Below are 25973 nucleotides of genomic sequence, written 5' to 3' on the forward strand. Positions count from 1 at the left end.
AGTATTCTATATGGAAGATCAGACTTTGCAGGCAGCTCCCTCCGCCGAGGCACCGGCGGAGGAGACGGCGGCAGGCTGCCCCTGCCGCCACAAGCACCGGGAGGCAACCGAGTATGACGCCCTGATCCGGCGGCTGAACCGGATCGAGGGCCAGGTCCGGGGCGTCCGGGGCATGGTGGAAAAGGAGTGCTACTGCACGGACATCCTCACCCAGGTCTCCGCCATCCAGTCGGCACTGAACGCCTTCTCCCGGGAGCTTTTAAGCAACCACATCCACACCTGCGTGGTGCAGGACATCCAAAACGGACATCTGGAGGTCGTGGACGACCTTCTGGTCACCATCCAAAAACTGATGAAATAAGCAAAGGAGCGATCAACATGACTACGATTTCTGTCCCTGATATGATGTGCGAAAACTGCGTCAAGCGCATCACCAACGCCCTCACCGCCGCGGAGCTGAAGTTCACCGTCAGCCTGCCGGACAAAACTGTCACCATCGACGGCTGTGACAACTGCGTCAAGACCGCCGTCAGCGAGCTGGAGGATCTGGGCTTCACGCCGGAAGTCCGCTGATCTCCCTGAGCGCCAGGGCTTTTGCCAGGCGGGACCCCGTGTCTGTACGATCAGATGCGGGGTCTTTTTTTGCGCGCAGATTTTGTCACCATTTTGTTACCTTTTTTATTTTTTCCCCAGAGTTTCTCACGTCTCGACCGCTTTATTTTCGCACAAAGTGGGAGACATAACACCGCAACCGCCGCAAAAACTTGACAAAAGTGGGAAGGCGGTGTATACTAGGCCCAGTTTTCCAATCGGTAACAAAAGTTACAACTTGTTTTTTCTGCAAGAACGACCGAGGTATAGACCTTCCAAAACCAGGGCAAACTGGCATGGAAGACCTTTTCTGAGGAGGTATCTGATTTGAACATCCATGCTTTTGGAGAAAAACTGCTGGGTCTCAAGGCCCGGTTCGGCCTGCAGCTCTTTGTGCTGGCGGCCATCGCCTGCACCTGCTGGATCCTCACCGACCATGCCGGCGCCGTGTATATCCTCACCGGCCCGGAGGACGCCGCCATCGTGCTGAACGAGGAGGAAGTCCAGGCGGGAGAGATGTCCTCGCAGCTGGTGCACCTCTCCAGCGGTGAGAGCGGCTATGAGATGAAGCTCACTGCCGGCCAGGAGATCACCGTCACTCACGACGGCAATACCGTTACCGCCAAGGCCCGCAATGAGACTGTGGCGGACCTGCTGGACCGGCTCCACATCACCCCCAGCCCTCTGGAGATGGTAGCCGTGGATCTGGATGGGGACAGTGCCTCGCTGACCATCGCCTCTGAGCTCACCTACTATGACCAGGTGGAGGAGCCCGCCGCCTATGAGACGGTGCGGGTGGCCAACCCCTCTCTGCCCAAGGGCACGGAGAAGGTGGTCCAGGAGGGTGCCGACGGTGTCCGCACTTCCATCTATGAGGTGGTCTGGTCCGGCGGGCAGGAGATCTCCCGCCAGTTCGTGGAAGAGCTGGAGAGCACCGCCGTCAACGAGGTGGTGGAGTACGGCACTGCCGTGGCATCCACCAGGGCCGGCATCGCCAGCGTCAGCAAAAATGCCGACGGAAGCGGCACCCTGACTCTGACGGACGGCAGCACGCTGAACTTCTCCAGCGTCAAGTCCATGACCGCCACCGCCTATACAGCCGGCCACGGCGGCGCTGACTACACCACCGCCACCGGCACCTTCGTGAAGGTGGGCACCGTGGCTGTGGACAAGAGCGTGATCCCCCTGGGCACCAAGCTGTATATCGTGGCTGCCGACGGCTCTGTGGTCTACGGCACCGCTGTGGCCGCCGACACCGGCGTCAGGGGCAACATCGTGGACCTGTACTATGACACCTATCAGCAGTGCATCAACTTCGGGCGGCGGACCTGCAACGTCTATATCCTGAAGTGATCCCCCATCTCCCCGGTGCGCCGCACCGGGGAGATTTTTCTTCCCAAGGCGGGCAAAATCTGATATGATGGGTGGGAGCAACTGACAGAAAGGCGGAGCGGCATGAACCTCTGTGACTACACCACCATCCGGGACCTGCTGGCCCGGCATGGGTTCCATTTTTCCAAGTCCATGGGGCAGAACTTCCTCATCGACCCGGAGGTGCCCCGGCGGATCGCCGAAGCCTCCGGCGCGGACGAGACCTGCGGCGTGCTGGAGATCGGCCCCGGCATCGGCCCCCTGACGGCGGAGCTGGCCCAGCGGGCGGGCAAAGTCGTGGCCGTGGAGCTGGACCGGGCATTGCTGCCGGTGCTGGCGGAGACCATGACCCCCTACCCCAATGTGGAGATCGTGCCCGGAGACGTGCTGAAGCTGGATCTGAAGGCCCTGACGGCGGAGAAATTCCCCGGCCTCACGCCCATGGTCTGTGCCAACCTGCCCTACAACGTCACCTCTCCCATTCTGGAAAAGCTGGTGGAGACCCCCTGCTTCCCCTCCTTCACGGTGATGATCCAGCGAGAGGTGGCCCGGCGGCTGTGCGCCCCCCAGGGCTCCGCCGAAGGCGGCTCCTTCTCCCTGTTTCTCCAGTACCACATGGAGCCGGAGCTGCTGTTCGACGTGCCGCCGGAGAAGTTCCTCCCCGCCCCCAAGGTGACCTCCTCCGTGATCCGCTGTGTCCGGCGGGACCGGCCTGCCGTGGAGGTGGAGGACGAGGCTTTTTTCTTCAAGGTCGTGCGGGGCGGCTTCCTGCTGCGGCGCAAGACCCTGGCCAACAGCCTGGCCGCCGCGCTGCCGGGCGTTTCCAAGGAGGCCGTCCAGCAGGCCATCGCCGGTGTGGGCCTGCCCGCCGCCGTCCGGGGGGAACAGCTGACGCTGGAGGACTTTGCGGCTCTGGCCGCCGCCCTGGCCCGTACGCAGGCTGAGCGCGGCCCGCTTCTGTGAAAAAAGCGTTTTTTTCACAGAAGCAGCCGTATCTATAACGAAAATCCGATTTTCAATACGATTGACTTTATCCCCCGCACCGTGTATGATATTTATGCTAAAAATATCCCTCCGCCGTGCAGGCCGTGTCTGCCCCGGAGGGAGATCTTTCAGAAAAGAGGTTATAGAAAATGGCAACCATTGATCTGAGCAAGTATGGGATCACTGGCACCACTGAGATCGTCTACAACCCCTCCTTTGAGCAGCTGTTCGAGGAGGAGACCCGCCCCGACCTGACGGGCTTCGACAAGGGCCAGGTCAGCGAACTGGGCGCTGTCAACGTGATGACCGGCGTCTATACCGGCCGCTCCCCCAACGACAAGTTCATCGTCATGGACGACACCTCCAAGGACACTGTGTGGTGGACCTCTCCGGAGTTCAAGAACGACAACCACCCCGCCTCTGTGGAGACCTGGAACGCCGTGAAGAAGCTGGCTCAGGAGGAGCTGTCCAACAAGCGGCTGTTCGTGGTGGACGGCTTCTGCGGCGCCAACCACGACACCCGCATGGCCATCCGCTTCATCATGGAGGTGGCATGGCAGGCCCACTTCGTGAAGAACATGTTCATCCGGCCTACGGAGGAGGAGCTGGAGCACTTCGAGCCGGACTTCATCGTCTACAACGCCTCCAAGGCCAAGGTGGAGAACTACAAGGAGCTGGGCCTGAACTCCGAGACCGCCGTGGTCTTCAACCTCACCTCCCGGGAGCAGGTCATCCTCAACACCTGGTACGGCGGCGAGATGAAGAAGGGCCTGTTCTCCATGATGAACTACTACCTGCCCCTGAAGGGCATCGCCTCCATGCACTGCTCCGCCAACACCGACATGAACGGCGAGAACACCGCCCTGTTCTTCGGCCTCTCCGGCACCGGCAAGACCACCCTGTCCACCGACCCCAAGCGCCTGCTCATCGGCGATGACGAGCACGGCTGGGACGACGAGGGCGTGTTCAACTTCGAGGGCGGCTGCTACGCCAAGGTCATCAACCTGGACAAGGACTCGGAGCCGGACATCTACAACGCCATCAAGCGCAACGCCCTGCTGGAGAACGTGACCCTGGACGGCAGCGGCAGGATTGACTTTGCCGACAAGTCCGTCACCGAGAACACCCGGGTCTCCTATCCCATCGACCACATCCAGAACATCGTCCGGCCCGTCTCCGCGGCACCCGACGCCAAGAATGTGATCTTCCTGTCCGCCGACGCCTTCGGCGTGCTGCCCCCCGTGTCCATCCTGACCCCGGAGCAGGCCCAGTACTACTTCCTGTCCGGCTTCACCGCCAAGCTGGCGGGCACCGAGCGGGGCATCACCGAGCCCACTCCCACCTTCTCCGCCTGCTTCGGCCAGGCCTTCCTGGAGCTGCACCCCACCAAGTACGCCGAGGAACTGGTCCGGAAGATGGAGAAGTCCGGCGCCAAGGCCTATCTGGTGAACACCGGCTGGAACGGCACCGGAAAGCGCATCACCATCAAGGATACCCGCGGCATCATCGACGCCATCCTGGACGGTTCCATCCTGAAGGCCGAGACCAAGACCATCCCCTACTTCAACTTTGCGGTGCCCACCGCCCTGCCCGGCGTGGACCCCGCTATCCTGGACCCCCGGGATACTTACGCGGACGCTGCTGAGTGGGATACCAAGGCCAAGGACCTGGCGGCCCGCTTCGTGAAGAACTTCGCCAAGTACGCCACCAACGACGCCGGCAAGGCCTTGGTGGCCGCCGGCCCCAAGGCGGAGTAAATAAAAAACGAAAAGCCAGATCAGGGCGCCGCTTCCGCGGCGCCCTGATCTTGTCGGACAGGTGTCAAGCCGCTTGTTCAAGAACCGCAAGGCCGCTCTGCTGCAAGCAGAGCGGCCTTGTTTTGCCGTTATGGAAACATTTTACCAGATGTACTCCCCGCACTCCGGGCAGTAGTGGGGAACGCCGCCGCGGGTATCCCAGAGTTTGCCGCAGTGGGGGCAGCGGAAGAACAAGAACGTCTGCAATATGCCAGCCAGCAAAATCAGTGCGCCCATTGCGGCCAGCCACTTGATTGCAAGTGCTCCGCCGACTGCCGCGAGGATGAATCCCGCGATGATCCCCACCCACATCAGCACATAGCTCTTCTGATAGTCCATGGTCGTCTCCCTCTCAGTCCAGGGGCTTCTTGCAATAGGGGCAGGTCTTGGGCAGGGTCCGCTTGGGCAGGTCCCGCTTGCAGTGGGGGCAGTGGAAGAAAAAGCTGGTCTGGATGGTCCCCGCCAGCACGCAGACGACGCCGATGCCGCCCACGATGGTCTGGTTGGTCAGACCGCCGATCAGCATCACCAGGATGCCGCCCACGCCCAGGATCCGCATCAGCCAGTAGCTGGTTTTATAGTTCACACAGTTCACCTTCTTTCCGGTCAGGATGCCGGCCGCTTCTCAGGTCCGGTCCGGGAATTTCTCGCAGAGCCGGTCCAGCTCGTCGATCAGAGCGCCCAGCTCCTCCGAAGTCATGGAGCCGGTCAGCTCCGCCGTGTCGTCCCCGTCCATGGTGTTGGGGAGATAGAAGGACACATGGAACCGGAAGCGGTCCCCCTCTGCCCGGGCGGACAGGGAGAAGTAGGCGTCCTCCTGAAAATCGCTGACATAGTGGTCCCGGATCCCGGCCTTCAGCACCTTCAGCCCGGCGGTCAGGCTCTGGAGCTCAAAGGTCTGCAGACAGCTGTTGGAGTCCTTCACCAGGCCGCCGTTCTCGTCGATCCAAGTGGCGCGGACCACCAGCCAGTTGTTGTCCTCACTGCCGGGATCCACGTCGGGAAATTCGTAGCGCGCGATGTCCAGCCGCAGGCTGGCCTCGTCATTGCGAAACAGCATGTGGACCTCTCCTCTTCAGTCGTTGTGATGGGCGGCGTAGAACGCGTCGTAGTCCGCCAGCTGCTTCTGCAGCAGGGCCGGGGTATCCAGGCCGTAGGGGCACCGGGATCTGCAGGCGTCGCAGTGGATGCAGTCCTCGATTTTGTGCATCTTGGCGTGCCACTCGTCGCTCATATAGGGCTGATAGGGAGAGCGCCGCAGCAGCTGGGCCATCCGGGCCGCCTGGGGGATGTCGATGCCCACGGTGCAGGGCAGGCAGTAGCCGCAGGAGCGGCAGAAGTCCCCCGCCAGCTCCTTCCGGTCATGGTCGATCACCGCCTGGAGCTCCGGCGTCATGCGGGGATCCCGCTTTACCAGATCCAGCCACTGGTCCAGCTCCCACTCGTGCTGGATGCCCCAGATGGGCACCACCGTGGGATGCTGGCGCATGAAGGCGTAGCAGGCCTCGGCATTGTTCAGAAGCCCCCCGGAGAGGCCCTTCATGGCGATGAAGCCCATGTCATGCTGCCGGCACAGCTCCACCAGCTCCAGGTCCTTCTCCGTGGCCAGGTAGCAGAAGGGGAACTGCAGCGTCTCAAAATTGCCGGAGTCGATGGCCGCGTGGGCCACCTTCAGCCGGTGGTTGGTGATGCCGATGTGGCGGATGTAGCCCTTCTCCTTGGCCTCCAGCGCGGCGGCAAAGGGGCCGTCCGGGTCGTTGATGTCCGGCAGCTCGGCGGGGTTGTGGAACTGGAACAGGTCGATGTAATCCGTCCGCAGGCTGCGGAGGCTCTGCTCGATGTGGGCCTGGACCGTCTTTTTGTCCTTCCCGGCGCTCTTGGTGGAGATCACCACATTCTGCCGCACGTCGTGGAGGGCCTCGCCCAGCTTTTCCTCGCTGTCGGTATAGGCGTTGGCGGTGTCAAAGTAGTTGATGCCGGCCTCATAGGCCCGGCGGACCAGCTTCACCGCGTCTTCCCTGGAGATCCGCTGGATGGGCAGGGCTCCGAACGACGCCTTGGTCACCATCAGATCCGTTTTTCCCAGTCTGATCTTTTCCATATTCTGATCCTCCTTCTCCCCGCTGCTGGCGGAGACGCTCCCCGTCGTTCCCGCAGGGATCCTGCCGAGACGCCGGGGCACATTGCCGTGCCTATTGTATCACATTTTTCCGGGTTTGCAAATTCCAATCGGTGTGATATGATAGAAACAGGACAAATCTGACCGGTCCCTGCCCCGACCACAGGAGAAGGAGGTCTTTCCATGGCAGAACAGACGCTTCATTTGAAGGTGACGCTGCGGATCTACAGCGACGATGACCAGCGGTGCTTCGGCCCCGGCATTGCCACCCTGCTGCAGCGGGTGCGGGAGCACCACTCTCTCCGGGCGGGGGCCGCCTCCATGGAGATGGCCTATTCCAAGGCGTGGCGCATCATCCGCACAGCGGAGGCGGTGTTTGGGTGCAAGCTGCTGTCCTCCACCATCGGCGGGCCCCACGGCGGCGGCGCCGTGCTGACGCCGGAGGCGGAGCGCCTGCTGGCGGCCTATGAGACCTTCTGCGCCGAAGTGGGAGGCTACGCCCAGGACCGCTTTGAGGCGGCCTTCGGCGTTTTCCAGACCCCGCCGCAAAGCTCCGAATAAAAACGGCGGACCGCTGTGCGGTCCGCCGTTTCTGCCGTATTCACTTCTTGGGACGGGTGGGGTCCTCTTCGGTGGGGCTGGGGATGGGATGCTCCTTGTGGGCCACCATGGTCTGGATCAGCTCCACCGTCCGGCCCAGGCCCAGATAGCTGGAGTCGATGCAGAAGTGATAGCTGTCCAGCGCGCCCCACTTTTTGGAGGTATAGTATTCATAATAGGAAGCGCGCCGCTTGTCGGTCTTGGCGATCAGCTGGCGGGCCTTCTCCGGCGAGACGTTCTGCCGCTCCGCAACCCGCTGCACCCGCACGTCCATGGGGGCGCAGATAAACAGGCTCAGATGGTTGGGATAGTCCGCCAAGGCATAGTCGGCGCACCGGCCGATGATGACGCAGGGCCCCTGGTCCGCAATGTGGCGGATGGTGTTGAAGGTGGCCAGATATACCTGCTGCTCCAGAGAGTCCCCCACACCGGTGCCCGGCAGGGCGAACATGTAGGAGTCCATGGCAATGGAGTACAGGAGGCTCTTGGGCCGCTCGTCAAAGCTCTCGAAGATCTGCTCACACAGGCCGCTCTTCTTGGCGGCCTCCTGCAGCAGCTCCTTGTCATAGAAGGGGATCCCCAGCTCCTTGGCCACGCGGATGCCGATCTCCTTGCCGCCGCTGCCAAACTGCCGGCCGATGGTGATGATGGTTTTCATAGAGAACCCTCCTCTCCTGATTGCCTCTATTATACAGCAAGAACGCGGCGCCGTCAAACGCTACCTAGTCCCGGGGCTCTTTTTCCTCCGGCGGCAGCGGATGCCAGGGCTCCTCTTTTCGCTTGAAAAGACGGCGGGCCAGGGCGTCCTTCACCGTCTCCACCAGAGCATACCAGAGACGGCCCACCACGAAGATCATCACCAGCGCCAGCAGGAAGGCGCCCATCTGTCCCAGCGACAGCGGCATGGCAGTCCCTCCTTCTTATTTCGTAGCGTAGCAGGTCTTGAAAAACGACTCAAAGGCCTGCTGCTCCGGCCCCTGGTCCACGTAGATGAACAGCTTCTCATCCTCCAGCCACTCGAACGTGTTGATGGCCAGGTAGTGCTTTCCGTCCGGGTAGATGATGAAAGCGTCCGTGGGGTACTTGTTCCGATAGGCCTTTTTGACCGTGGACCGGGGACAGATCTCCGGGTCGCCGCAGCCAGACAGGTCCGGCACCGTGGGCACGACCACCACCGTGGGGTCCGCCCCCTCCTTCCAGCCTACGATCAGGCTGCCGTAGGTAGTCTTACTGCCGTGGACCAGGCCGTAGTTGAACCGCTTCGCGTCCTCCGTGTAGGCGGCCACCAGCTGATACTGGCTTCCGTCGGGCACCACGCTGTCGAACAGCCGCCGCATCTTCTGCTTGCTGTCGGCACTTTTGGCCTGGTCGATCTCAGGCCCCTTGAAAAGTTTTCCGAAAATTCCCATAACAGCACCTCTTTGCGTCCGAATTCTTTTTATTGACCAATATATAAAATGCAGTCAATATAAGAACATCATAGCAAAAGAAACCAAAAATCGCAAGTGGGTAAATATCATTGCTGAAAAAAAGACCGCTCTTCAGCGGTCTTTTGCCTGATGATGCAGCTGGGAGAGGTACTTCACCAGGAATCGCACGTGAAGTTCCGCCGTCTCATCCAGATAGTCCGGAAAGAGAAAGGGCATGGACTCCGGCGCGGAGTTATAGATCAGGAGACAGGAGAACACCAGGTTGGCCAGCACCTCCGGCGGACAGTCCGCCTCCCGGATGCCCAGCAGCGCCATCAGGCGGAGAAAGAACGCCCGCTGGCCGGGGCGGAAGTTCTGGAACCGCTCCGGCGCCAGGCGGCTGTGGAGGTCCGCCTCCTCCCGCTGGGTCATCACCAGGATCCCGTGATCCCGGTGGCGGAGGATGGTCTGGAAAAAGGATTCCACACGGTCCTCCCAGGTGCCCTCAGGCCGGGCCAGCTCCTGTTCCAGCAGCCGGAGCAGGCGGTATCGCTGCTCCTCCATCAGCTGGAGGGAGAAGTCCTCCAGCGAGTCGAAAAACGTGTAGAAATAGGGCTTTGAGATGCCCACCGCCCGGGTGAGCTCCGCCAGATGCAGTCCGCCCAGGCCCATGCGCACCGCCATCTCCAGCCCCGTGTCCAGCAGGGCCTGCCGCACCCGGGCCCGGTCCTCCTCCGTATAGCTCTTGCGGGCCATGGCATCCCCTCCCTTTTGTCATCTGGTGTCAGTATAACACAATTCCCCGGAAAAGGAAACCGTTCTGCCGCACCCCCAAAAAAAGCAGCCCGGCCGCCTGCAGCGGCCGGACTGCTTTTGAATTCTTTGGATGGCTCACGCCTCCGGCATGGGCTTGCCCAGGCGCTTGTACATGGTTTTTTTCACAGCCCGCAGGATGTTCTCATACCCGGTGCAGCGGCACAGATGGCCGGACAGGAGCTTCCGCAGCTCGTCGTCCGTGTACTCCCTGCCGCTCTCCAGGATCTCCACCGCCGTCAGGATGAACCCCGGGGTGCAGAAGCCGCACTGGATGGCCGCCTCGTCCACAAAGGCCTGCTGGATGTCACTGAGCTCGCCGTTGGGGCCCAGCAGCCCCTCCAGGGTGCGGATGTGCTTGCCCTCCGCCCAGACCGCCAGATAGATGCAGGAGTTGTAGGCCTCCCCGTCGATGAGGACGTTGCAGGCGCCACACTCCCCCACCTCACAGCCCTTCTTCACAGAGGTCATGCGGAAGTCGTTGCGGAGCATGTCCGTCAGGCTGGCCCGCACGTCCACCGTGCGCTCCACGTCCTTGCCGTTCAGATTGAAATGGACCGTCTGGTACTGCATCACGTGTTTCTCCGCCATTACAGGTCACCTCCCGCCAGCTTGACCGCTTCAATGAACGCCCGGCGGGCGCTCTCCACCGCGATGTGCATCCGGAAATCCCTGGCCGCCCGCCAGGAGTCCCGGGGGTTGATGTCCTCCTTCACCGCCTGGGCGAAGCGGTCCGCCAGCTCCAGGCTCACCGGCGCTCCGGCGGCGAGGCACTCGGCGGTCTCCGCCCTCAGGGGCACTGGGCCCGCCACGCCGAAGGCCACCCGGGCCCGCTCCACGGTCTTTTTGTCGGCGGAGAGGCGGACGTTCACAGAGGTGCCCAGTGTGGCGATGTCCATGGCGTTCCGCATGGCATATTTAATATAGTGTCCAAATGTGTCAGTATAACTGTCTTTTTCGATCAGGATAGCCGTCTGGATCTCGCCGGGGCGGATATCCACCTTGCCCGCCTTGATGTAGAACTCCCGGATGGGCTGGCGGCGGACGCCGTCGGGCCCCGTCAGCTCCACGATGGCGTCGTAGGCATGGAGCGTGGAGGCGGAGTCGGCGGAGGTGACACCGTTGCAGGTGTTGCCGCCGATGGTGCCGATGTTGCGGATCTGGGGTCCGCCCACCTGGTCCACGGCCTCCCCCAGGACGTTGAGGTACTTCTGGATCAGGGGGTCCCGTGTGATGTGGGAGAAGCTGGTGAGGGAGCCGATGCGAAGGGTGCCGTCGTCCTCCATGGTCACGCCACGGAGCTCGTCCAGACCGTAGATGGAGATCAGCTCCACGCCGGCCCGCTTGCCCTCCCGCATCTGCACCAGCACGTCGGACCCTCCGGCGATGATCTGGGCCTCCGGATGGGCCACCCGAAGGGCCACGGCGTCGGCCACACTTTGGGCCTGATACAGGGCTTTCATATCATACATGGGTGGTTCCCTCCTTCAGTCGTCGATCAGCCCGGCCTCTTTGAACTTGCGGTAGAGGACGTGGGGCGTGATGGGGCAGGCGTCAAAGGCCACGCCTGTGGCATTCAGAATTGCGTTGCGGATGGCCGGCGCCGGCGAGCAGGCCGGCGGCTCGCCCAGGGCCTTGGTGCCGTAGGGAGACGTGGGCTCCGGGTTCTCCACGAATGCCGCCTGCAGCGTGGGATGGTCCATAAAGGTGGACAGCTTGTAGTCCAGCAGGTTGTTGTTCAGGGGCTTTCCGGTCTTCTCGTCGAACTTCAGTTCCTCGGAAAGGCCGTAGCCGATGGCCATGGACATGCCGCCGTGGACCTGGGCCTCCGCCAGAGCGGGGTTGATGAGGGTGCCGCAGTCGTGGACGTTGACGATGTTCAGCAGCTTCACCTTGCACATGGGGATGTCCACCTCCACCTCGGCAAAGGAGCAGCCGAAGGAGTAGGCGTTGGACTTGATCTGGGCCGTGGTCTCCGCCGTGATGTGCTGGCTGTGCTCCAGGGAGTAGAGGCTCTCCGTGGCCAGCTCGCCCAGGGTCTTGAGGACCCGGCCGTCAGACTTGCGGACGATGTTCCCGTCCACCAGGTCCAGAGTGGAGACGGGCATCCGGGTCTGCTCGTGGGCGATCTGCAAGATCCGCTCCCGCAGGGCCTGGGCCGTCTGCATGATCGAGAAGCCGCCGATGTACGTCTGCCGGGAGGCGTAAGCGCCGGTGCCGAAGGGGGTCACGTCCGTGTCCTGGGTGGACACCGCGTGGACGTCCTCCACCGGGATGCCCACCGCATCCGCCACCATCTGGGAGTAGGCGGTGTCGCAGCCCTGGCCGATCTCCGTCTCGCCGGTCTGGAACTGGAGGGAGCCGTCCTGGTTCAGCACCATCCGGCAGGAGGAGGACTCCAGGGAGATGGGCCACACGGCGGTGTTGTACCAGAACACCGCAAGGCCCACGCCCTTCCGGATGGGACCGGTCTGGTTCTGGTATTCCCGGTATTTCCGGGCATAATCCAGCAGCGCCATGCCCTTGTCCATGCACTGGTTGAAGGTGTCGGAGTACAGCTCGTTCTTGGAGAAGCCGTCGGTATAGCCCACCGGCATCAGATTCTTCCGCCGGAACTCCATGGGCTCCATGCCGATGGCCTTACAGATGTCGTCGATGTGGCACTCCCCGGCCCACATGGCCTGGGGGATGCCGTAGCCCCGCATGGCGCCGGCGGCGGGACGGTTGGTGTACACCGTCCAGCAGTCGCACTCTAAGTTGTCGCAGGGGTACAGCTGGGGGAAGGCGCCCATGCCCTTGGCCACGATGCTGTGGCCGTGGGAGGCATAGCCGCCCTGGTTGGACCAGGCCTCAAACTTCCGGGCCACCAGCGTGCCGTCGGGCCGGACCCAGGAGATGATGTGGGTGCGGATGGCGTGGCGGACCCGGTTGGAGACAAAGGTCTCCTCCCGGCTGCACTCCAGATGCACCAGCCGGCCGCCCACCTGGGTGGAGAGCCAGGCGCACAGAGGCTCGTACAGCGCGTCCTGCTTGTTGCCGAAGCCGCCGCCGATGTAGGGCTTGATGATCCGCACCTTACCCCAGGGCAGGCCCAGGGCCTGCCCCACCACCCGGCGGATGATGTGGGGGATCTGGGTGGAGGTGACCACCACCACCCGGCCCGCCTCCTCATAGGCAAAGCACCCGTGGTTCTCGATGTGGCAGTGCTGGACCGTGGGGGTGTCGTACCACCCCTCGACCTTGATGAGTCCCGGCTCCTGGATGGCCTGCTGATAGTCGCCCCTGCGGATGTCCGTGTGCTTCAACACGTTGCCGGGGCAGTCCTCGTGGATCTGGGGGGCGTCCGGCTCCATGGCCTTCTGGGCGTCCAAAACGAAGGGCAGCTCCTCGTACTCCACCTTCAGGGCCCGGACGGCCTGGGCGGCGGCCACCTCGTCCTCGGCGATGACGGCGGCGATGTCGTCGCCGTAGTACCGCACATGGCGGTTTAAGAGCAGCCGGTCCGCCACGTCCTGGTGGGCCGGGTCCGTGGACCAGGGGTGTCCCGCCGTGGGGAAGGGATAGTTGGGCGCATCGAAGCAGGTCAGGACCTTCACCACGCCGGGGATGGCCTCCGCCGCCGCGGTGTCGATGGACTTCACGTAGCCGTGGGCAATGGTGGAATGCAGGATCCTGGCCACCAGGGCGCTTCGATCGCACAGGTCCGCCACATATTTGGCGCGGCCCGTTGCCTTTTCGTAGGCGTCCACACGGGTGACGCTTTTGCCGACGCTTTTGCTCATCAGGCAAGCCTCCTTTTTCTCTCACCGCTCCGCCGCCCATTGACTGGGCACGGCAAAAGCGGATATACTAAACTCAGAATGAGGTGATGACATGGAAAACACGCCGAAGCTCGGCTGTGTGGTCATGGCCGCCGGCAATGCCCGGCGGTTCGGTGAAAACAAGCTGGCCGCCCAGCTGCGGGGCAGGAGCCTGATCCTCCGGGCGCTGGAAGCCGTCCCGGCGGAGAAATTTGACAAAGTGGTGGTGGTAACTCAGTACCCGGAGGTCATGCGCCTGGCCGGGGAGTTCCGCTTCGCCGCCGTCCACAATCCCCATCCGGACTACGGCATCAGCCACACCATCGCGCTGGGGCTGACAGAGCTGCGGGACTGTGACGGCGTGCTGTTCCAGGTGAGCGACCAGCCCCTGCTGCGGCGGGAGAGCGTGGCGGAGCTGGCGGACCGCTGGCGGGCCCGGCCGGAGAAGATCGCCGCTCTGGGCCACGGCGGCGTCCGGGGCAACCCCTGCCTCTTCCCCGCCCGGTTTTTCCCGGAGCTGCTGGAACTGCGGGAGGACCACGGCGGCAACACCGTCATCCGGCGGCACGAGGAGGACCTGTTCCTCCTGGAGGTGCCGGCGGAGGAGCTCCACGACGTGGACACCGTCCAGGCCCTGGAGGAACTGAAAGCAGAGGCGGCCCGATGAACGAGACCGTCTACGAATTCGATGCGGTGATCCGGAAGGTGCCGGACATCGACGGCGCCTATGTAGAGTTCCCCTACGATGTCCGGGCGCTGTTCGGCAAGGGCCGGGTCCAGGTGGCCGCCACCTTTGACGGCGTCCCCTACGCGGGGAGCCTGGTGCGGATGGGCACCCCCGGCCACATCCTGGGGATGCGGAAGGACATCCGTGCCCAGATCGGAAAGCAGCCCGGCGACACCGTCCATGTGACGGTGCGGGAACGCAGATAACGCAGTCTTCGGACAGGCCGCGGCGCTGATGCGCCGCGGCATTTCCTTATTTCCGGCTGTAGGGCGTGCCCTCCAGGGGCAGGCTGGTGCGGAACTTGCCGTCATAGCGGTAGTAGGCGTCCGCAATGGCGGGGGCCGTGGGGATGGAGGTGATCTCGCCGATGCCGATGGCGCCGCAGGCCACGTTCAGGCCCTCTTTTTCCACAATGATGGGGGTGATCTCCGGGATCTGATTGGCCCGGAACAATCCCAGGGTGCCGTATTTGGCGGTGGGCTTGCAGTCCGTCAGGGGATACCGCTCCGTCAGGGCAAAGCCCATGCTCATCACCACGCCGCCCTCGATCTGGCCCTCGATGGAGATGGGGTTCACGGCCTTGCCCACGTCGTGGGCCGCCACCATCTGGCGGATCCTGCCCTCGTCGTCCAGGATGCACACCTGGGTGGCGTAGCCGTAGGCTACGTGGCTGACGGGATTGGGCACCGGCGCCCCCAGGGGGTCCGTCTTGCCCAGGTACTCCCCGTAGAACTCCTGGCCGTTCAGGCCGTCCAGGCCGCCGCTCTCCGCCATGGCCGCCTTCAGGTCCTGGCAGGCCCGGCGGACCGCCTCGCCGGTGAACAGCGTCTGGCGGGAGCCGGAGGTGGTGCCGGAGTCCGGGGCGCAGTAGGTGTTGGACCGCTCGTAGACGATCTTGTCCCGGGGGATCTTCGTCTGCTCATAGACCATCTGGGTCAGCACCGTGCCCAGGCCCTGGCCGATGCAGGAGGCGCCGGCAAAGATGTGGAGCTTGCCGTCCTCCACCACCAGGCGGCACCGGCCGGTGTCCGGGATGCCCACGCCCACGCCGGCGTTCTTCATGGCGCAGGCCAGGCCCACATACTGATTTGCCTCCACATAGGGCTTCACGGCCTCCAGCGTCTCCACCAGGCCGGTGGACTCGTCCACGATCTGGCCGTTGGGCAGCTCCTGCCCCGGGCGGATGGCGTTGCGGTAGCGGATCTCCCAGGGGGTGATGCCCACGATGTCCGCCATCTGGTTTAAGAGGCTCTCGATGCAGAAGCAGGTCTGGGTGACGCCGAAGCCCCGGAAGGCCCCGGCGGGGGGATTGTTGGTGTAGTAGGCCCACCCGTCGATCTCGAAGTTCTGGTAGTTGTAGGGGCCGGCGGCGTGGGTGCAGGCCCGCTCCAGCACCGGCCCGCCCAGGGAGGCGTAGGCCCCGGTGTCGGCGATGACCTCGGCGGCCACGCCTTGGATGATGCCGTTCTCGTCACAGCCGATGGAGAACTCCATCTCCATGGGGTGGCGCTTGGGGTGGATCAAAATGCTCTCCGCCCGGGTGAGCTTCACCTTCACCGGGCGCTTGGTGAGATAGGCGATCAGGGCGGCGTGGTGCTGGACCGTCACGTCCTCCTTGCCGCCGAAGCCCCCGCCCACCAGGCAGTTGCGGACCTTTACCTTCTCCGCCGGCAGACCCAGCATGCCCATGGTCTCGTGCTGGGTGTCATAGGCGCCCTGGTCCGTGGAGAGGATCATGACCCCGTCTCCGTCGGGATAGGCCACGGCGCACTCCGGCTCCAGGAAGGCGTGCTCCGTCCAGGGGGTGGAGAAGTGCTGGGTCAGCACATGCTTCGACTTGGCGATGGCCTCCGCCGGGTTGCCCCGCTGGATGTGCTTGTGGGTCAGCAGATTCCCGGTCCGGTGGACCAGGGGGGCGTCCGGCAGCATGGCCTCCCGGGGGCTGCGGACCATGGGCAGCTCCTCATAGTCCACCTTCACCAGCGCCTTGGCCTGGGCCAGGATCTCCGGCGTCTCCGCCGCCACCAGGCAGATGGCGTCCCCCAGGTAGTGGGTGATGTCCCCCACGGCGATCATGGTGTCCCAGTCCTTCACCAGATGGCCCACCTTGTTCTGCCCGGGGATGTCGTCCGCCGTAAAGACGCCCACCACGCCGGGCAGGGCCCTGGCCTCCTCCGTGTGGATGGCCAGCACCCGGGCCCGGGGATACTGGGACCGGACGGCACTGCCGTAGATCATGCCGTCCAGATACACGTCGTCGGGATAGATGCCGGTGCCGGTGACCTTCTCCTCCACGTCCACCCGGGGCACCCGCTGGCCCAGGGACCAGTCGGTGGGCACCGGCGGCACCTCGCCCTTGCGGAACAGCTCCGCCGCCAGCAGGATGCCGTCGATGATCTTCACATACCCGGTGCAGCGGCAGATGTTGTTGCGGATGGCGTAGGCCGCCTCCTCCCGGGTGGGATCTGGATTCGTGTCCAGCAATCCCTTGGCGCTCATCACCATGCCGGGGATGCAGAAGCCGCACTGGACCGCCCCCGCCATGCCGAAGGCGTAGGTGTAGACCTGCTTTTCAAAATCAGTCAGGCCTTCCACGGTGATGACGGACTTGCCCTCCAGCTTGTCCGTCTGGGGGATGCAGGCCTTGGTGGGCTTGCCGTCGATCAGCACCGTGCAGGTGCCGCAGGCGCCCTCGCTGCAGCCGTCCTTCACGCTGGTGAGATGCAGGGTATCCCGCAGATAGCGCAGCAGCTTCTGGTTTTGTTCCACTGTCACGGCCTGGCCGTTCACGGTAAAATGTGCCATGGCTTGATCCTCCTTGACTGCCGTGCCCAAGCCCTGGTCCCACGGTCATCGGCGTTTTCCCGGAAAGGTCGACCTTTCCTCTTTGCTCTATTATACAATATCTTTCCCGCTGCCGCAACTGGACATTGGCGGATGCGCTATTTTATCTCAGAAACAACGCCTGTGGGCGGCAGTTCCCACCCCACCAGCAGAGCGCCCTGCCGGACAGTGATCCGGGCCTTTGGCGCGATGATGTGATTGCTGACGCCCAGCGGAAACTCCGCCGTCAGGGACGCCCTGGAGAGCGGGTACTGCACGCCTGCCTCATCGATCCCAGCAGCCCTCCCCTCCAGAGAGAATACAGAGAGCAGGCCCCACTCCACCGTCTGCTCCACGGTAAGGGTCTCATTTTCAATGGCCGTCCACACGAAGTCGTTGTCGTAGAGATAGCCCCGGGCGCCGCGGCGGCGGAGGTACAGCAGCGTCTGCAGGTTCGCCAGGGTGTGGTCCAGCCGCTTGCCGCCGGTGCCGCCGTAGAGGTAGAATTCCCCGCACCCCTGCTCCAGCCCGGTCTTCACCGCCAGCATGGTGTCCGTGTCGTCCTTCTCCACCGGCATCCGGCGGACGCGGTCGAAGTCCTCCGGCTGGTCCATGGAGTCAAAATCCCCCAGCAGCAGATCCGGCACCACACCCGCCTGCCGGCAGGCCAGATACCCGGCATCCGCCGCCAGCACCAGATCTCCGGTACGGGGCCGCTCCCGCAGGCCGTAAAAAGTGCCCGCTGAAAAAATAAAGCATCGTTTCAAACAGGTCCACGCTCCCGTTATGAACCATGTCCACGTCTCTGAACGGCGCACCGGCGCCTTCCGGAGTCCATGGCGGCTCTGTTTTGATAAGGCCGGATCCGCCGGCGGATCCAGCTCTTTGACATCCCGGCCGTCGTCCCACAGGGACGCGCCGCGCAGTCTCTGGGGTTATTGTACCATGATTCCGCCGGCCTGACAAACAGAAGTTCTGAAAGCGGGAGGGCGCCCGGGCATTGCCCGGGCGCCCTCCGCACGTCACTGGATATGCTCTTCGCAGAAATTGTCCAGCACCCGGAACCCCATCTCGTCCGGCTCCGCCACCGGGAAGGTGGCGATGGTCACCGGATCAAAGGCGGGACAGAGGCGCTTCTCCGGCTCGATCCGCAGGACCGGCATCCGGCTCGGGGCCTTCTCCGGAGAGTTTTGTGCCTGCCGCATACGATCACCCCGGTTTAGACTCTGCCAATGGTGTCGAAATATGCAGCGGCGGCCCCGGAAAGATCCGGGACCGCCGCCATATTCTGGACATGCAGGGAGAACCTGTGAAACCGGGCGAGACGCGCCGCTCACTCCTGCCGTTCCAGCTCTGCGAACCGGTACAGAATCGCCGCCAGCTGCTGGCGGGTCACCGGCTGGCGCAGCATCAGGTCACCGGCCGCATTCCCCTGCAGAAGGCCGTTCTTCACGGCCCAGTCCACTGCCTCTTCCGCATATGCGCTGGGGATGTTGTCCACCGTCTCATCCTCCTTTGGTCTCCAGCCGGGCCAGCCGGAGACAGCCACCTCCCGGCCGCTCCGCTGGTCCCACCGGGCTTTTCCGCTGCGGGTGTCCACATGGGTGAAGGTCTGATAGACCCCGATGCCGCCCCGGCTGCCCAGGTAGTATTCCGCCATCTGCCCCACCAGCAGCGGACCGGCGCCGGAGACGATGATGTCCGCCGCCGTGCCCAGCAGGTGCTGGCTGTACCGGGCGCCGCCCACCTTCTGGTTGTGCGACGCGGTCCGGTAGCCGCTGCTGATGGTCACCGCCCCGCCGGCAGCCGCCCGGATCCGCTCCAGCAGCTCCACCAGGTCCGTGTCGATCTTCACCAGGTCCGACCCGTCCCGGCAGGCAAACTCCCGCACCCGGAAGTGGGGCGACAGCAGCCGGTCTCCCTCCCGGGAGACGCGGTAGGTCCGCACGCTCATGCCCGGGCCCGCTTTTCCGCCTGCGTGCCGAAGTAGAAGGCGATCACCACAGTGAACACCGTCAGGAACTGTTCCGTGGTCACCCGGCCTGTCCCCGCCATGGCGGCGAACACCGCTGTCAGGATCACCGTCACCAGGCTCTTCACCGTCAGCAGGCTGGCCAGGCGCTGTGTCAGCAGCTCCATCTCAGTCCTCCTCCGTCAGCACGTCGCCCCGCAGGCGGTAGCGCCGCCCCGCCATATAGACGAAGGCCATCTCCTGCCCCATGTCCACATCCACCGTGCGACCGCCCACGACCCGGACTTTCTCCATGCAGCCCACACCGTGGTCCAGGATCCCCCAGCCGTTGGCCTCGTCCGGTGTCTCGCCCACACGGGTCTCCATCAGCTCCTGCGCGGAGAAGAGGTTCCGGGATGGGTCCAGCCGCAGCGTGCTCCCCAGCTCCTTCAGCGCCTGGTTGGTCTCCTCCAGGGTCTTTTCTCCTCTGGTGTAATCAAACAGCAGTTCTTCCAGCGTTTTCATCTTATGTAACGTCCTTTCCCCGGGATCTCCCGGCTCAAATCTTACTGACATTGTGGGCCGCTTCGCTGCGGACAAAGCCGATGTAGGCCGTCCGGGCGGCCTCCGCGGCGTCCATGGCCTCCTCCACGTCGCCATTGGTGTGCTGCCCTGCCAGCTTTTTGGCTGTGGTCAGAGACAGCGAACAGGTGGCGTACATCAGGTCCATGGCCAGCCGGCTCTCCGTGGCCCGGCGCGCCGCCCGGGCCTCCGCCCGCCTGGCACTCTTCCGGGAGCGGTATTCCGCCCCCGCCGCCAGCACGGTGGCCGCCCCGGCGATCAGCGCGCAGAGCACCTCCGTTCCGATCCCGCATCCCTCCTCTCAGATCCAGCGGTAATGGGGCCGTTCCTCGTGGAACAGCCAGTGCCGCATCCAGTCAAACAGCACGATGGCGGTGCCGGCCAGCACCACCCACAGCAGGGCGTACTTCAGGCACACCTGCCCCCACAGGTTGCCCGGCAGACGGGAGTAGTCCCAGATGTCCAGCTTCAGCCAGACGTTCAGGATCAGCCCCGCCCCCAGCTCCGCCAGGGTGATGACGCCGCCGCCCATCAGCGCCTGGAGCCACAGGGGCCGTTCCCAGGCCATGTGTTCGTTGGCCAGGTCCAGCGGCAGGCTCAGCACCGCCGCCAGCAGAAACATGCTCCAGTGGGTGTGCCCCCGCCAGATCAGCTCCACCATGCAGTAAAGATCCCCGCCCATCAGCGATAGGATCAGCGCCTTCTGCCATCTTTTCACATGCAAGTCCTCCCTGTTCTGGAATCCGGATCGCCGCAACCGATATCGTGCCTTTTCGACGGCCCTGCTATGCATCCCCAGCAGGTCCGTCAACCATATCCTGCATTTCCCAGCCGGCGTGCACGGCGGTGTGCAACACGGCGGCCGCTTTTTATCCTCTTTTTGGTTATATGCGCCGTCCGCTGCCGCCAACACTGAAAAAGCGCCGCGGGCAGGCCTGCCCGCGGCGCGGAAAAACGCCCCGGCGCCATACGGCGCCGGGGCGTTTTGCTTGTGAGAGGGACTGCCGTCTCCAGGAAATCAGTCCTCCGCCATCTTGCGGTACTTCTGATACCGGGCCTTGACGTCGGCGATCTCCTTCTGATACAGGGCATCCGCCCGCTCGGGGAAGTTGTTCTTCAGGGAGGCGAACCGGTTCTCGCCCATCAGGAAGTCCATGAGCTTGCTGGTGTCGGGCTCGGGAGAGTCCAGCTGGAAGGGGTTCTTGCCCTCGGCGATGCGGCGGGGATCATACCGGTACAGGTGCCAGTAGCCGCACTCCACAGCCTTCTTCATCTCGTCCTGAGAGCAGCCCATGCCGGCCTTGATGTGCTGTTCCAGGCAGGGGCAGTAGCAGATGACGATGGCGGGGCCGGGATAGGACTCCGCCTCCCGGAAGGCCTTCAGGGTCTGGGCCTGGTCATAGCCCATGGCCACCTGGGCCACGTACACATAGCCGTAGGTCATCAGGATGGCGCCCAGGTCCTTCTTGGCCACCTGCTTGCCGCCGGCGGCGAACTTGGCCACGGCGGAGGTGGGGGTGGACTTGGAGGACTGTCCGCCGGTGTTGGAGTACACCTCGGTGTCCAGCACCAGCAGGTTCACGTCCCGGTTCTGGGCCATGACGTGGTCGATGCCGCCGAAGCCGATGTCATAGGCCCAGCCGTCGCCGCCGATGGCCCAGATGGACTTCTTGGCCAGGTACTCCTTGTTCTGCAGGATGTAGGCCACGTCCTCGGTGGGCTCGCTCTGCTCCAGAGCGGCGACCAGGGCGTCGGTCACGGCGCGGGACTTCTCCCCGTCGTTCCAGTTTTCGATGTAGTCCGCGATGGCGGCGGGGGCAATGCCGGCGTCCTTCATGCTCTCCAGCCGGATCAGCAGCTCCTTGCGGATGGCGTCCTGGGCGTGGAAGAAGCCGTAGGCAAACTCGGCGTTGTCCTCAAACAGAGAGTGCTCCCAGGCGGGGCCGCGGCCCTGGCTGTCCTTGCAGTAGGGCAGGATGGGCGCGCCGCCGGAGATGGCGGAAGAGCAGCCAGCGGCGTTGCCCGCATACATCCGGTCGCCCACCATCTGGCTCAGCAGCTTGATGTAGGTGGTCTCGGCGCAGCCGGCGCAGGCGGCGGAGAACTGGAAGTAGGGCTTTGCGAACTGCATGTTCTTGACAGTCTTGCTGCTGATGACGTCCTTCTTCAGGTACTTGTCGTTCATGGCGACCTCGTCGAAGTTCACCTGCTCGGGCTTCATCTCCTCGAAGGGGGTCATCACCAGGGCGTCCGCCGTCTTGTCGCTGCTGTTGGCGGGGCAGGCGGTCAGGCACACGCCGCAGCCCAGGCAGTCATAGGGAGAGACCTGCATCCGGAAGAAGTAGCTGGGGGCGTCCTTGCCCAGGCCCTTGGCGGGCACGGTCTCGAAGGACGCGGGCACCTGGGCCTTCTCCTCCTCGGTCAGCAGCACGGGCCGGATGGCGGCGTGGGGGCAGCACATGGCGCAGCGGTTGCACTGGATGCAGCTCTCGGCGTTCCACTTGGGCACCTTGGTGGCCACACCGCGCTTGGAGAAGGCGGAGGTGCCGTTCTCCCAGGTGCCGTCCAGCACGCCGTGCTTCTGGAACACGGACACGGGCAGCTTGTCGCCCTGCTGCCGGTCCATGGGCAGCACGATGTCACGGACGAATGCGGAAGCATTCTTGGGCTCAGCCACAGGGGTATCCGCCGCATCCGCCCAGGAGGCGGGGATCTCCACCTTCACAGCGGCGCTGATGCCGAGGTCCACGGCCTTGTCGTTCTTGTCCACGATCTCCTGGCCGGCCTTCTTGAAGTAGGAGTTGTAGTTGTTCTTCTTCATGTCCTCCACGGCCACGTCCAGGGGAATGACCTTGGTGAGGGCGAAGAAGGCCGCCTGGAGGATGTTGTTGGTCCGCTTCTCGCCCAGGCCCACCTGCACCGCCAGCTTGGCGGCGTCGATGATGTAGAAGTTGGCGTGCTTCCGGGCCAGATCCCGCTTCATCTTGCCGGGCAGGCGCTCCTCCAGCTCCTCCACGCTCCAGGGGCAGTTCAGCAGGAAGGTGCCGCCCTCCTTCAGATCCTCGGTGGTGTCGTACTTGGTGACATAGGTGGGGGCATGGACCGCCACAAAGTCCGCGGAGGACACCAGATAGGTGGAGCGGATGGGCTCGTCTCCGAAGCGCAGGTGGCTCTGGGTCAGGCCGCCGGACTTCATGGAGTCATAGGAGAAATACGCCTGGGCGTACTTGTTGGCCACCAGGCCGATGGTGGAGATGGCGTTCTTGTTGGCGCCCACGGTGCCGTCGCCGCCCAGGCCCCAGATCTTGCAGGAGACCTCGCCGGGATGGGGCAGCTCCACTTCCTTGTAGTCCAGGGAGGTGTGGGTCACGTCGTCGTTGATGCCGATGGTAAAGCTGTTCTTGGGATTCTCCAGCTTCAGGTTGTCATACACGGCGATGAACTGGCCCGGGGTGGTGTCCTTGGAGCTGAGGCCGTACCGGCCGCCCACCACGCGGATGTCGCCCCGGCCCGCCTGGTTCAGGGCGGTGACCACGTCCAGGTACACGGGCTCGCCCACGGAGCCGGTCTCCTTGGACCGGTCCAGCACGGCGATCTTCTTGACCGTGGCGGGGATGGCGGCGGCAAAGTGCTTCACGGAGAAGGGACGGTACAGATGGATCTGCACCATACCCACCTTGCGGCCCTGCTTGTTCAGGTAGTCCACGGTCTCCTTCACGGCCTCGCTGGCGGAGCACATCACCACGATGACCTCCTCCGCGTCGGGAGCGCCGTAATAGTTGAACAGCTTGTAGTCCCGGCCGGTCAGCTTGCTGATCTCATCCATGTAATGCTGGACCGTGTCAGGGATGGAGGCGGCCTTGACATTGGCACCCTCCTTGCACTGGAAGTACACGTCGGGGTTGACGTTGTTGCCCCGGTTGGTGGGATGCTCCGGGTTCAGGGAGTGGCTGCGGAACTCCTGCAGGGCCTTCTGGTCCACCAGGGGGCGCAGGTCCTCATAGTCCAGTGCCTCGATCCGCTGCATCTCGTGGGAGGTGCGGAAGCCGTCAAAGCAGTGCATGAAGGCGTACTTGCCGCTGATGGCGGACAGGTGGGCCACAGCGCCCAGGTCCATGGCCTCCTGGGGAGAGGAGGACATCAGCATGGCGTAGCCGGTGGTGCGGCAGGTCATGAAGTCGGTGTGATCGCCGAAAATGGAATGGTGGTTGCTGGTCACCACCCGGGAGGCGATGTGCATGACGCTGGGCAGGAACTGGCCGCCCATGGCGTACATGGCGGGGATCATCAGCATCAGGCCCTGGGAGGAGGTGAAGGTCGTGGTCAGTGCGCCGGCCTGCAGGGAGCCGTGGCAGGTGCCGGCTGCGCCGGCCTCGGACTGCATCTGGATCACGTCCACCGTGGAGCCGAACAGGTTCTTGCGGCCCTTGGCGGACCACTCGTCCACCTTCTCCGCCATGGGAGAGGACGGCGTGATGGGATAGATGGCCGCAACTTCAGTAAAGGCGTACGCCACATGGGCCGCAGCCGTGTTGCCGTCCATCACCACATACTTCTTTTTCATTGGGATACTCATCTCCTAAATCAGATGTATTAACACAGTTGCCAGATCGGCAGGGGACCGGGAATACCTCTTACAGGTTTTCAAATTTGAGGACGGCGCCCTCGGAGCCGGAGGCGGCGATCTTGCAGTACAGGCCCAGCCAGCCCTTCTTGAACTTGGGCTCCGGCCGCTTCCAGGCCTTCAGACGGGCCTCGATCTCCTCCTGGGGCACCATCAGGTCCAGCCGGCGGCTCTCGATGTCGATGACGATCCGGTCCCCGTCATGGACGATGGCGATGGGGCCGCCCTCCGCCGCCTCGGGGGAGATATGGCCCACGAAGCAGCCGTTGTTGGTGCCGGAGAACCGGCCGTCGGTGATCAGCGCCGTGGTCTTGCTGAGGCCGCGGCCATACAGGTACTTCATGGCCTTGTACATCTCCCGCATGCCGGGGCCGCCCTTGGGACCCTCGTACCGGATGACCACCACGTGCCCGTCATGGACCTTGCCGGCCAGGATGGCCTCTTCCGCCGCCTCCTCGGAGTCGAAGCAGATGGCCTCGCCCTCGAAGTGGTGCAGGCTCTTGTCAAAGGCGCCGGGCTTGGTGATGCCGGTGTCGGGCGCCAGGTTGCCCCGCAGCACCGCCACGCCGCCGGAGAAGCCGAAGGGATCCTCCATGGTCCGCACCACCAGGCCGGTGGCGGGATAGCGGTACTTGTGGGAGGCGATGTTCTCCGCCACCGTGTGGGCGGTGACCGTCATCTCCCCGGTCTCCAGGATGGTCTGCATCCGCTCCATCAGACGGGGCACGCCGCCGTCATAGTAGAAGTCGATGACGTTGTACTTGCAGGCGGGGTTCATCTTGGCGATCTGGGGGGTGGTGCGGGACAGGCTGTCGAACTCGTCCAGCACCTTGATGTCCAGCTCCGCCTCATGGGCGATGGCGGTCAGGTGCATGACGGCGTTGGTGGAGCCGCTCATGGCCAGGCACGCCTTGATGGCGTTGCGGACGGAGCCGTTGGTGATGATCTTCCGGGCGGTGATGTTCTTCTCCACCAGCTCCATGATCTTCACGCCGGTCTCCTCCGCCATCATCATGCGGACGGCAGAGGTGGCGGGGGCCAGGCCGCCGTCGGGCAGCGTCATGCCCAGGGCCTCGGCCAGGGCGCACATGGTGTTGGCGGTGCCCAGGTAGGAGCAGGAGCCGCAGCCGGGGCAGGCGGTGTCCTCCAGGGCCACGTACTCCGCCTCGGTGATCTTGCCGGCGGAGAGCATGCCGTAGGCCTCGGTGCTGGAGGTCTGGTCGGACTGCCGGCCGTCGAACTCCACGCCGCCCTCCATGGGGCCGCCGGGCAGGAAGATGCAGGGGATGTCCAGCCGGGCGGCGGCCATCAGCATGCCGGGGACGATCTTGTCGCAGGAGCCCAGCAGCACCAGGCCGTCAAACAGGTTGATCTGGGCCATGGACTCGATGGAGTTGGCGATCAGCTCCCGGGAGGGCAGGATGTAGTGCATGCCGTCGTGGCCCTGGCCCATGCCGTCGCAGCCGCCGATGACGCCGAACTCGATGGGGGTGCCGCCGGCCCGGTAGATGCCGTCCTTCACCCGCTGGGCCACCTGGCGGAGATTGTAGTGGCCGGGCACACACTCGCTCCAGGCGTTGGCGATGCCGATCACCGGCCGCTTCAGGTCCTCCGTCGTGAAGCCCATGGACTTCAATGTGGCCCGGTAATACTGGTTCCCCAGGCCCTGTAGGATTTTTTCACTGCGCTCCATAAATTCCTCCTCGTGACACCGGCCGCCGGGGCGGCCCGCGTCTCTTGTTCTCAGTGGTCTGCACGGCGGCGGACCAGGCCCGGCCGCAGA

Annotated in this window: 29 protein-coding genes; 8 read left to right on the top strand and 21 right to left on the bottom strand. The window is 64.0% G+C overall.

All coding sequences use genetic code 11. The annotated features are described in order from the left end of the window. The first annotated feature begins 10 nt into the window (after window positions 1-10). From H9X91_RS02485 to pckA, 5 genes are all read left to right on the top strand, one after another. The gene (locus H9X91_RS02485) at window positions 11-361 is read left to right on the top strand and encodes a metal-sensing transcriptional repressor (protein WP_204802181.1); all 351 of its coding nucleotides are present in this window, start codon (window positions 11-13) and stop codon (window positions 359-361) included. A 17-nt stretch (window positions 362-378) separates the two neighbouring features. Further along, on the top strand, window positions 379-573 hold the full coding sequence (locus tag H9X91_RS02490; RefSeq protein ID WP_204802183.1) for a heavy-metal-associated domain-containing protein: 195 nt from the start codon (window positions 379-381) through the stop codon (window positions 571-573). A gap of 345 nt (window positions 574-918) precedes the next feature. Next, window positions 919-1944, top strand: coding sequence for a G5 domain-containing protein (locus H9X91_RS02495; protein WP_243414397.1), 1026 nt, complete (start codon window positions 919-921; stop codon window positions 1942-1944). Window positions 1945-2046: 102 nt separating this feature from the next. Next, entirely contained in the window at window positions 2047-2925 is an 879-nt protein-coding gene (gene rsmA / locus H9X91_RS02500) for a 16S rRNA (adenine(1518)-N(6)/adenine(1519)-N(6))-dimethyltransferase RsmA (protein ID WP_204802185.1), read from the top strand. Window positions 2926-3095: 170 nt separating this feature from the next. Continuing rightward, entirely contained in the window at window positions 3096-4703 is a 1608-nt protein-coding gene (pckA, locus tag H9X91_RS02505) for a phosphoenolpyruvate carboxykinase (ATP) (RefSeq protein ID WP_204802187.1), read from the top strand. 141 nt (window positions 4704-4844) lie between these two features. Here the strand turns inward: pckA and H9X91_RS02510 are convergent, their stop codons facing one another. Genes H9X91_RS02510 through H9X91_RS02525 form a run of 4 tightly spaced genes read right to left on the bottom strand, consistent with a single transcriptional unit; the run spans window position 4845 to window position 6843 of the window. Beyond that, window positions 4845-5081, bottom strand: a complete 237-nt coding sequence (locus H9X91_RS02510) for a hypothetical protein (RefSeq protein WP_204802189.1) — start codon at window positions 5079-5081, stop codon at window positions 4845-4847. A gap of 13 nt (window positions 5082-5094) precedes the next feature. After that, window positions 5095-5328, bottom strand: coding sequence for a hypothetical protein (locus tag H9X91_RS02515; protein ID WP_204802191.1), 234 nt, complete (start codon window positions 5326-5328; stop codon window positions 5095-5097). Between the two features lie 39 nt (window positions 5329-5367). Beyond that, window positions 5368-5802: a WapI family immunity protein gene (locus H9X91_RS02520; RefSeq protein WP_204802193.1), complete on the bottom strand. Its 435-nt coding sequence runs from the start codon at window positions 5800-5802 to the stop codon at window positions 5368-5370. Between the two features lie 15 nt (window positions 5803-5817). Further along, window positions 5818-6843: an aldo/keto reductase gene (locus tag H9X91_RS02525; protein WP_204802195.1), complete on the bottom strand. Its 1026-nt coding sequence runs from the start codon at window positions 6841-6843 to the stop codon at window positions 5818-5820. Window positions 6844-7044: 201 nt separating this feature from the next. Between H9X91_RS02525 and H9X91_RS02530 the strand changes: the two genes are divergently transcribed. Next, window positions 7045-7422, top strand: a complete 378-nt coding sequence (locus H9X91_RS02530; RefSeq protein WP_204802197.1) for a winged helix-turn-helix domain-containing protein — start codon at window positions 7045-7047, stop codon at window positions 7420-7422. 40 nt (window positions 7423-7462) lie between these two features. On the opposite strand, the gene H9X91_RS02535 is transcribed toward H9X91_RS02530, so the two are convergent. The 7 genes from H9X91_RS02535 to xdhA form a co-directional block, all read right to left on the bottom strand. Then, window positions 7463-8119, bottom strand: coding sequence for a cytidylate kinase-like family protein (locus tag H9X91_RS02535; RefSeq protein ID WP_204802199.1), 657 nt, complete (start codon window positions 8117-8119; stop codon window positions 7463-7465). Between the two features lie 64 nt (window positions 8120-8183). Further along, window positions 8184-8366, bottom strand: a complete 183-nt coding sequence (locus tag H9X91_RS02540; protein WP_204802578.1) for a hypothetical protein — start codon at window positions 8364-8366, stop codon at window positions 8184-8186. Window positions 8367-8381: 15 nt separating this feature from the next. After that, entirely contained in the window at window positions 8382-8870 is a 489-nt protein-coding gene (locus H9X91_RS02545; protein ID WP_204802201.1) for a hypothetical protein, read from the bottom strand. Window positions 8871-9002: 132 nt separating this feature from the next. Further along, window positions 9003-9626: a TetR/AcrR family transcriptional regulator gene (locus H9X91_RS02550; RefSeq protein WP_204802203.1), complete on the bottom strand. Its 624-nt coding sequence runs from the start codon at window positions 9624-9626 to the stop codon at window positions 9003-9005. 135 nt (window positions 9627-9761) lie between these two features. Then, complete coding sequence (xdhC, locus tag H9X91_RS02555) at window positions 9762-10274, bottom strand: xanthine dehydrogenase subunit XdhC (RefSeq protein WP_204802205.1); 513 nt, start codon at window positions 10272-10274, stop codon at window positions 9762-9764. Beyond that, window positions 10274-11155 (bottom strand): xanthine dehydrogenase subunit XdhB, encoded by an 882-nt coding sequence (xdhB, locus tag H9X91_RS02560; RefSeq protein WP_204802207.1) that lies wholly within the window; start codon window positions 11153-11155, stop codon window positions 10274-10276. The genes xdhC and xdhB overlap by 1 nt, the downstream gene beginning before the upstream one ends. Before the next feature lie 15 nt (window positions 11156-11170). Continuing rightward, entirely contained in the window at window positions 11171-13465 is a 2295-nt protein-coding gene (gene xdhA / locus H9X91_RS02565) for a xanthine dehydrogenase subunit XdhA (protein ID WP_204802209.1), read from the bottom strand. 91 nt (window positions 13466-13556) lie between these two features. On the opposite strand from xdhA, the gene H9X91_RS02570 reads away from it, so the two are divergent. Together H9X91_RS02570 and H9X91_RS02575 are read left to right on the top strand one after the other, a co-directional pair. Further along, window positions 13557-14150, top strand: coding sequence for a nucleotidyltransferase family protein (locus H9X91_RS02570; protein WP_204802211.1), 594 nt, complete (start codon window positions 13557-13559; stop codon window positions 14148-14150). Then, on the top strand, window positions 14147-14416 hold the full coding sequence (locus tag H9X91_RS02575) for a DUF1905 domain-containing protein (protein ID WP_204802213.1): 270 nt from the start codon (window positions 14147-14149) through the stop codon (window positions 14414-14416). Before H9X91_RS02570 ends, H9X91_RS02575 begins: the two co-directional genes overlap by 4 nt. Window positions 14417-14462: 46 nt before the next feature. Here H9X91_RS02575 and xdh read toward each other — a convergent pair whose 3' ends face one another. The 10 genes from xdh to ilvD form a co-directional block, all read right to left on the bottom strand. After that, on the bottom strand, window positions 14463-17015 hold the full coding sequence (gene xdh, locus H9X91_RS02580; protein ID WP_204802215.1) for a selenium-dependent xanthine dehydrogenase: 2553 nt from the start codon (window positions 17013-17015) through the stop codon (window positions 14463-14465). A 137-nt stretch (window positions 17016-17152) separates the two neighbouring features. After that, entirely contained in the window at window positions 17153-17800 is a 648-nt protein-coding gene (locus tag H9X91_RS02585; protein WP_204802217.1) for a thiamine diphosphokinase, read from the bottom strand. A gap of 255 nt (window positions 17801-18055) precedes the next feature. Then, the gene (locus tag H9X91_RS02590) at window positions 18056-18196 is read right to left on the bottom strand and encodes a hypothetical protein (RefSeq protein ID WP_243414398.1); all 141 of its coding nucleotides are present in this window, start codon (window positions 18194-18196) and stop codon (window positions 18056-18058) included. 170 nt (window positions 18197-18366) lie between these two features. Beyond that, a complete protein-coding gene (locus H9X91_RS02595) occupies window positions 18367-18987 on the bottom strand; it encodes a D-Ala-D-Ala carboxypeptidase family metallohydrolase (protein WP_204802221.1) in 621 nt (206 codons plus the stop codon). Then, window positions 18984-19172 (bottom strand): hypothetical protein, encoded by a 189-nt coding sequence (locus H9X91_RS02600; RefSeq protein WP_204802223.1) that lies wholly within the window; start codon window positions 19170-19172, stop codon window positions 18984-18986. The genes H9X91_RS02595 and H9X91_RS02600 overlap by 4 nt, the downstream gene beginning before the upstream one ends. A 1-nt stretch (window position 19173) precedes the next feature. Beyond that, window positions 19174-19509, bottom strand: coding sequence for a hypothetical protein (locus H9X91_RS02605; RefSeq protein WP_204802225.1), 336 nt, complete (start codon window positions 19507-19509; stop codon window positions 19174-19176). A gap of 34 nt (window positions 19510-19543) precedes the next feature. Continuing rightward, window positions 19544-19840 (bottom strand): hypothetical protein, encoded by a 297-nt coding sequence (locus H9X91_RS02610; RefSeq protein WP_204802227.1) that lies wholly within the window; start codon window positions 19838-19840, stop codon window positions 19544-19546. Window positions 19841-19867: 27 nt separating this feature from the next. Next, the gene (locus H9X91_RS14685) at window positions 19868-20284 is read right to left on the bottom strand and encodes a putative ABC transporter permease (RefSeq protein ID WP_204802229.1); all 417 of its coding nucleotides are present in this window, start codon (window positions 20282-20284) and stop codon (window positions 19868-19870) included. A 300-nt stretch (window positions 20285-20584) separates the two neighbouring features. Then, window positions 20585-24130 (bottom strand): pyruvate:ferredoxin (flavodoxin) oxidoreductase, encoded by a 3546-nt coding sequence (gene nifJ, locus H9X91_RS02620; protein WP_204802231.1) that lies wholly within the window; start codon window positions 24128-24130, stop codon window positions 20585-20587. A gap of 70 nt (window positions 24131-24200) precedes the next feature. After that, window positions 24201-25883 (bottom strand): dihydroxy-acid dehydratase, encoded by a 1683-nt coding sequence (gene ilvD, locus H9X91_RS02625; protein WP_204802233.1) that lies wholly within the window; start codon window positions 25881-25883, stop codon window positions 24201-24203. Between the last annotated feature and the right edge of the window lie 90 nt (window positions 25884-25973).

It is taken from the genome of Oscillibacter valericigenes, from assembly GCF_016902445.1.
Taxonomy (GTDB): Bacteria; Bacillota; Clostridia; order Oscillospirales; family Oscillospiraceae; genus Oscillibacter; species Oscillibacter avistercoris.